Origin of the sequence: Nonomuraea sp. MG754425 (assembly GCF_021699195.1) — a bacterium.
Lineage (GTDB): Bacteria > Actinomycetota > Actinomycetes > Streptosporangiales > Streptosporangiaceae > Nonomuraea.
Genome location: NZ_SSXE01000317.1, coordinates 1 through 6,694 on the forward strand (window position 1 = coordinate 1; position 6,694 = coordinate 6,694).

The following is a 6,694-nucleotide window of genomic DNA, read 5'->3' on the forward strand; positions in this document are numbered from 1 at the left end:
CTCCTGAGGAGCCGACGACCCCCGACCCGCCCGAGGAGCCGACCACTCCGGAGCCACCCGACGACTCCACTCCGAGCCCGGAGGACCCGTCGATGGTGACTCCGTGCCCGCACACCCCGCCGTGCCCGCCGCCCGTGTGCCTGCCGCCGTCGCTGCGGCCCTCGGACGACCCCACGAGCTCCGGCGAGCCCGCGGACACCTCCGAGGAGCGTGACAACTCCGGCGACTCGACGGACCTGCCCGGGTACGAGATCAACGCCGGCTACCTCGACACGTTCGCCGGGCTCATGAGCGGCGTGGCCGAGGGCGTCGGCTACGTCAAGGAGCGCGCCCCCCGTTTCGAGGGCTGGAACCTCGTCCCGCTCGCCGGCGTCCCCATCGTCGGCCTGATGTTCGTCGGCCGGTACAACCGCATCTCCGACGCCTGGGGCGACAGCGCGCTGATCCTGCGCGACGTCCTCGGCGCCGACAGCGACAAGATCACCGTGTCGGCCCAGAACTACCGGAACGCGGAGAGCGCCGGCGGAGAGAACTGAGAAGGATCGGCATGTCGACCCCACCCACCGAGCCGGTGGCCCCCGCGAGCACCGCACCCGCCACACGTGCCGACCCCGGCTTCTACAAACGCCTGATCACCAACCTCAACCCGTTACGGCAGACCACCCTGCAGGCAGGGGCGATGTCCGGCCTGGGCCTGGCGGCGCTCAGCCTCGACGTGGCGGCCACGCTCAACCTCGGCAACCCCGCCCTGTTCCACGACAGGCGGGAGATCTGGAAGGAGATGTCCGGCACCCTGGAGGGCAACCGGTCGGACCTGTGGCGTGGCTACTTCGACAACGTCTCGCCGTACTGGAGCGGCCACGCCTCCGAGATGTTGCAGCAGTACGTGCGATTCAACGTCAACGGCCTGTTCGGCCTGCTGACCAAGCTCAGCGACGACATGAGCGGCACCATGCAGGGCCAGTTCAAGGAGGTGCTCGAATACGACCTGTCGGTCATCGGCCTGTACACCGCGTCCGCGCCGATCTTCAAGACCCTGATCACCATGAGCGCCCACCCCGTGGGACGGGCCGCGCTCATCGCCCAGCTCGGCATCTTCCTGACCGTGCTCGGCAACCTGCTCAAGCAGTTCGGCGACATCTACCTCACCAACGAGAGCAGCCTCAATGCCCTGGAACTGCGCCTCAACGAGCTGCTGGGCGCCTTCTACCAGACCGGCGACCCCGCCAACGGCGCGCGCGACCTGAACCTCCCGTCCAGCATCACCGACCCCGACCAGGTGAACGACCTCTGGGTCCCCGCATCGGAGAACTGATGAAAGAGATCAACGCCTTCTCGGAAGGCAGGGAAGGCGACGTGGCCGGCCTGCTGCGCGAGATCAACGACCTGACCGGCCGGCTCGCCGGCGGCATGGCCGATCTGGCCCACGAGCGGCTGGAGGGCGCCGACGCCTCCGGCGCGGTACGCGTCTGCGTCTCCGGCGCCGGCCGTCTGCTCGCCCTGCAGATCGACGGGCGCGGTCTGCGCAAGCTCGACCACGTCCAGCTCGCGGACGCGGTCAAGGAGGCCATCGGCGCGGCCCACGTCGCCATGGGCGAGCGGCTGACCGGCCTGATGACCGAGCTGACCGGCCCGGGGCCGGCTCCGCAGGTGGGACAGGACCCGCTGGCCCCGTACATCGAGCGCGTGTTGCGGGAGGGCTGAGCGGTGCGGGAGATGCAGGAGGCGATGGCCCGCCTCGAAGCGCTGGCCGCCTCCGCCAGGCAGGCCGAGGAGCGGGCGGCCGAATGGAGCGTGCGCCGCTTCACCGGCCGCGCCGACGAGGGCCGGATCGTGGCCACGGTGGACGCGCTCGGCGTCCTGGCCGAGCTGGAGATCCACCCCCTGAGCAGGAGGCGGCTGGACGCCCGCCGGCTCGGCGACGAGATCCTGAACGCCATCGTCCGGGCGGAGGAGGCCGCGGCGATCGCCAAGGACGAGCTGACCGGCGGCTGACGCCCCTGACGTGAACGAACCCCCTCCGGCGGCTGCCGGAGGGGGTTCGTTCGGTTCGCGGTCAGGTCAGCCGCAGTTGCCCCAGTCGGCGCTGGCGCCGGAGGACCCGACACTGCCGGTGAAGCGCACGCACTTGCCCTTGGCGGGCAGCTTGACGGGGCCGGCGTAGTACTCGTACGTGCCGCTGGCCCGGTCGCTGGGGCCGCCCTGGACCTCCAGCGTGGCGGACATGCTGGTCGCCCGGCCGACGTCCGTGGTCTTGAGGGTGACCACGCAGTTCTCACCGGTGCCGTTGTTGTAGAGCAGGAACGTCTCCCCGCCGGAGAACGCCTTGCTGCGCTGGACGAAGAAGCCCGATCCGCAGACGCCGGCCGCCGAGTGCGGGTTCGGCACCGACGGCGCCGCGGCCGTCTTCGTCGGCTTCGGCGCGGCCGTCGTGGGCTTCGCGGTGACGGTCGGCTTGGCGGCCGTCGGCTTCGCCGTGACCGTCACCGTCGGCTTGGGCGTCACGGTGACCGTGACCGTCGGGGACGGCTCCGCCGTCGGCGTCGGGGTCGGGGTGGCCGTCACCGTGACGGTGGGGGTCGGTGTGGGGGTCGGGCTCACCGTCGGATCCTGGACGAGGGCGTCCTCCGTCGGCGTCGGGCTGGGGGTCGGCGTCTGCGTCACCGTCACCGTGGGCGCGGCCGTGGTGGGAGCCGTCGTCGTGACGGCGGCCGTCGGGGCGGTCGCGGTCACGGTCGGCACCGCCTGCTGCTGGGTGGGGATCACCGGCGTCGGCACTGTGCTGAGCTCGGGCGGCGTCGGCGCCTGCGAGGTCCACTCGGTCGGCAGCACCATCGGGCCCACGTCGTCGGAGCCGACCTTCGAGGTGTCCGCCCACGGGACGGTCACCTCGGGCTGGCCCTGGCCCTGCCCCTGACCCGGCTGGGGCTGGCCCGTCGGCTGCTGGGGCTGGCCTTGCTGGGCGTCACCCTTCTCGGACCCGCCGCCCGCCTGAGCGTCCGCGGACGGCGTGCCCACGGCCAGGGCCACGGGCTCGAAGCGCTGCGTCGAGGCGTACCGGCCGGCGCCCCACAGGCCCATGGCGGACAGCAGCACCAGCACGCCCACCGCCGCGACGAGCCCCAGGGGGAACCTGCGCGGCGGCCGGGAGGACACCGTCTCGCCGGCGACGGTCGTGGTCGGCCGCTCGGAGTGCGGCGGCCCCCACATGGCGCCCGGCGGCACCGGCACGCCCTCCATCGCCGGACCGTCGTGGTAGGACTGCTGGGCCATCGTCGGCGGGCCCCAGGCCGGCTGCGGGGGCGGCCCGACCGGCAACGGCGGCCCGTCCATCGGCAGGCCCGGCATCGACGGCCCCGGCCCGGGAAGTCCGGGCACGGGCCCGCCGGGGAAGGGCGCTCCCGGCGGCACGGGGCCACCCGGTCCGGGCCCGCCCTGCGCGGTCATGCCCGGCGCGGGCACACCCGGCATGGGCACACCCTGCGGCGGGACGCCCGGCACGGGCACGCCCTCGATCAGCTCGCCCGGCTTGGACGGCTGCTTGTGCGCCAGTGCCCCGGTGCCGCCCCGCTTGTCCCCGAGAAGGCGCAGCAGCGCCACGTACGTGGTCGGGCGCGGCGTGACGTCCTTGGCGAGCGCGGAGCGCACCACCGCGGCCAGCGGCTCGGCCAGGTCGCCCACCTCGGGCTGCCCGGTCAGCACCGCCTCGGTCTCCTGACCGAAGGGCGGCTTGCCGGTCGCGGCGAACACCACGACCGCGGCCCAGGCGAAGACGTCGGCGTACGGCCCGTAGCGCAGGCCGTTGATCTGCTCGGGGGCGCGGTAGCCGATCTCGCCTTCGGGCTCGCCCAGGTCGACGTCCGTCACCCGGGGGCCGTCGGCGCCGATGATCACATTGTGCGGGGTGAGCCCGCGGTGGGTGATGCCGGCCAGGTGCACGGCGGTCAGCGCGGTCAGCACGCCCACGGCCACGCGCTCGACCGCGTCGGGGTCGAGGGGGCCGTCCTCGGCGACGATCTCGGCGAGGCTGCGGCCCTCGATGTGCTCACGCACGACGTAGGGCCGGTCTTCGTGTTTGCCGCTCTCCAGGGTCCTGGCGATGTACGAGCTGGAGACCCGCTGCACCCCTGTGAGCCGGGCGAGGTCGTCGGCGCCCTCGTCGGGGGCGGCGGGCAGTAACTTGATCACCCTCAGGGGCGCGTCCTCGGACTCCTTGCCGAGGAAGGCCGCACCACGCGGGCCGTCGCTCAGCCGTCCTGAGATGGCATACGCGCCCAGCTTCTCCGGATCGCCGGGTCGCAGGGGATGCATCTCTGTCCCTTCAGTCAAAGCATGATCTCAATGGGACATTGAACCAAATCCACCACAATCACATCAGTAGTTTCATGGGTGGATAAACCAGCTCTATACCGATCTGCAACCTTCTAGGTCGGCCGACCGGCCCGCCAGCCCCTCCGCCGGCCCAGCGGAATGAGCGACACGAGCGCCCCCGCCACCATGATCGAGAGTACCGCGCCGACCCCGACCACCGCGGAGACGGTGATGGCGGTCTCGTCCTTGGGCGGGATCTTGGCGATCGCGTCGGCCGGCAGCGCGGCCGGCGGCGGCTCGGCCACCACGGGCGCGTTGACGCTCTCGTAGGGCAGCACGGCCGTGAGCGCGAGCACGGGGTTCACCATGCCCGTCCCGGTGCCCGCGCCGGAGGTGCCGTCGGCGGTCGCGGTGATGCGGCGGCGCACCTGCTCCTGGGTCAGCCTGGGGAAACGGGCGCGCACCAGCGCGGCCGTGCCCGCCACGTACGGCGTGGCGAAGCTGGTGCCCTGCAGCCCGAGCTTGTAGGCGCGGCCCGGCCAGGGGGCGGTGATGTCCGTGCCGGGGCCGAGCACGGAGACCGGCGTGCTGGCGTTGGAGGAGTCGGCGCGGCGGCCGTCGGGGGTGGCCGCGCCCACGGCCAGCACGCCCTCGTACGCCGCGGGATAGGCGGGCACGTCCTCGTCGTCGGGGCCCTCGATGTTCCCCGCGGCGGCGACCACCACGATGTCCTGGGCCAGCGCCCGCTGGACGGCCGCCTTCAGCGCCGGGGTGTCGGCGGCCCGCACGGAGACGTTGATCACATCGGCCTTGGCCGCCACGGCGTCGTTGATGGCGCCGATGAGGTGGCTGATGTCGCCCTCGGACTTGTTGCTCTGCTTGAACATCATGATCACGGCGTCGGGCGCGACGCCGTGGAAGGGCACACCCGACAGGAAGCGGGCGCCGATGATGCCGGAGACGGCCGTCCCGTGGCCGACACAGTCGCGGTAGCCGGTGTGCGTCTCGTCGACGATCTTGGTGAGCTGGACCTGCGGGTGGTAGTCGGCGCCGCTGTCCGCGATCGCGACCCGTACGCCCGCGCCCCTGGTCAGCCGCCAGGCGGTCTTGATGTCGAGCCGCTTCTGCGCCCACGGCTCGCTCGCGGGCAGCTTCAGCGTGCCCTTGTCCGGCTTGCACTCCTCGGGCGCCGCCGCCGCGGGCGACCCGAGGACGGGCAGCGCGAGCACGCCCGCGACGAGGACGCGAACGATCCTGGACGCCCTGACGCGGGCGGGGCTCAGCCGCAGTTCGCCCATGCCGCACTCGTGCTTCCCGAGCCCGCGCTGCCGGAGTACCGCACGCACTTGCCCTTGGCCGTCAGGATCACGGGGCCCGCGTAGTACTCGAAGTTCCCCGAGTCGGTCTTGCTGCTGCCGCCCTGGACCTCCAGCGTCGCGCTCGTCGAGGTGGCCTTCCCGACGTCCGCGCCCGACTTGAGGGTGACCACGCAGTTCTGGCCCGTGCCGTTGTTCCAGAGCTGGTAGGTGGTCCCGCCGCTGAACGAGCTCGACCGCTGGACGACGAACCCGCCGCCGCACACCTGGGTCGCCGTGTACGGGTTCTTCTTCACCGGCTCCGCGGTCGTCTTCGTCGGGGTCGGCGTCGGCTTCTTGGTCGTCTTGGCGGGCGTGGGGGCCGGGGCCTGGGTCGTCCTGGTGGGCGTCGGCTCTGCGGTGGTCCGGTCCGGGGTGGGCTCGGGCTCGCGCGTGGTCTTGGTCGGCCGGGGCGTCGCCTTCTTGGAGGGCTGGACCGTCTTGGTGACCGTGGCCTTGGGCTTGGCGGTCTTCGTGGGCTTGGTGGGCTCGGCCGTCGGCCGCTGGGTCCGGGTCACGGTGGGCTGGGCGGTGGGGATCGGCACCGGCTGCGTCACGACCGGGCCGGGGGTCGGCGGCGTCGAGAGCTCCGGCACGGACGGCGAACTGTCCTCGGTGGGGAGCTGCATCGGGCCGATGCCACCGTCACCCGGGTCGGACGCGGTCGCCCACGGCGCGGTCACCTCGGACTGCGGCTGCGGCGGCGGGCCCGTCTCGGTCCCCTGGGCGGGGGCGGAGCCCGCGTCTCCCCCGCCGGTGCCGGAGGTCCCGGTGGTCGCGGCGGCGATCGGGGAGTAGGTGACCTTGCCGGTGTACTGGCTCGCCCCCCAGATGCCGAGGCCCGACAGCAGCACGACGGCGGTCAGGCCCGCCACGAGCCCCACGGGGAACGGCTTGCGCTCCCGCCCGTCGCTCCGCTGCTCGGGCACGACGGGAGGCGCCGGGGGCCTGGGCGGCGGCGGGACCTGCGCGCCGGGGCCGGGCGGTGGGCCCCACATCGACGGCCCGTGCGCCATCTCCACCGGAAC

At 73.1% G+C, this 6,694-nt stretch carries 5 protein-coding genes and 2 pseudogenes; 4 read left to right on the forward strand and 3 right to left on the reverse strand.

Features of this window, described 5'->3' with window-relative positions:
• The 4 genes and pseudogenes from FAF44_RS51240 to FAF44_RS51255 form a co-directional block, all read left to right on the forward strand.
• Positions 1 to 536, forward strand: a pseudogene (locus FAF44_RS51240) (hypothetical protein); the annotation flags it as partial.
• Between the two features lie 11 nt (positions 537 to 547).
• Positions 548 to 1,315 carry a hypothetical protein gene (locus FAF44_RS51245; RefSeq protein WP_237110773.1) on the forward strand — a complete coding sequence of 256 codons (768 nt, stop codon included), beginning with the start codon at positions 548 to 550 and terminating at the stop codon, positions 1,313 to 1,315.
• Positions 1,315 to 1,704: a YbaB/EbfC family nucleoid-associated protein gene (locus tag FAF44_RS51250; RefSeq protein WP_237110774.1), complete on the forward strand. Its 390-nt coding sequence runs from the start codon at positions 1,315 to 1,317 to the stop codon at positions 1,702 to 1,704. Before FAF44_RS51245 ends, FAF44_RS51250 begins: the two co-directional genes overlap by 1 nt.
• Positions 1,705 to 1,716: 12 nt before the next feature.
• Positions 1,717 to 1,995 carry a YbaB/EbfC family nucleoid-associated protein gene (locus tag FAF44_RS51255; RefSeq protein ID WP_237110777.1) on the forward strand — a complete coding sequence of 93 codons (279 nt, stop codon included), beginning with the start codon at positions 1,717 to 1,719 and terminating at the stop codon, positions 1,993 to 1,995.
• 66 nt (positions 1,996 to 2,061) lie between these two features.
• Here FAF44_RS51255 and FAF44_RS51260 read toward each other — a convergent pair whose 3' ends face one another.
• The 3 genes and pseudogenes from FAF44_RS51260 to FAF44_RS51270 form a co-directional block, all read right to left on the reverse strand.
• The gene (locus tag FAF44_RS51260; protein ID WP_237110775.1) at positions 2,062 to 4,311 is read right to left on the reverse strand and encodes a hypothetical protein; all 2,250 of its coding nucleotides are present in this window, start codon (positions 4,309 to 4,311) and stop codon (positions 2,062 to 2,064) included.
• 113 nt (positions 4,312 to 4,424) lie between these two features.
• Complete coding sequence (locus FAF44_RS51265; protein WP_237110776.1) at positions 4,425 to 5,657, reverse strand: S8 family serine peptidase; 1,233 nt, start codon at positions 5,655 to 5,657, stop codon at positions 4,425 to 4,427.
• Positions 5,591 to 6,694 (reverse strand): annotated as a pseudogene (locus FAF44_RS51270) (serine/threonine protein kinase); the annotation flags it as partial. The gene FAF44_RS51265 and the pseudogene FAF44_RS51270, both read right to left, overlap by 67 nt.

Coding starts and splice junctions, on each gene's coding strand:
- FAF44_RS51245 (WP_237110773.1), top strand. CDS start 548: ATGTCGACCCCACCCACCGAGCCGGTGGCCCCCGCGAGCACCGCACCC.
- FAF44_RS51260 (WP_237110775.1), bottom strand. CDS start 4,311: ATGCATCCCCTGCGACCCGGCGATCCGGAGAAGCTGGGCGCGTATGCC.
- FAF44_RS51250 (WP_237110774.1), top strand. CDS start 1,315: ATGAAAGAGATCAACGCCTTCTCGGAAGGCAGGGAAGGCGACGTGGCC.
- FAF44_RS51255 (WP_237110777.1), top strand. CDS start 1,717: ATGCAGGAGGCGATGGCCCGCCTCGAAGCGCTGGCCGCCTCCGCCAGG.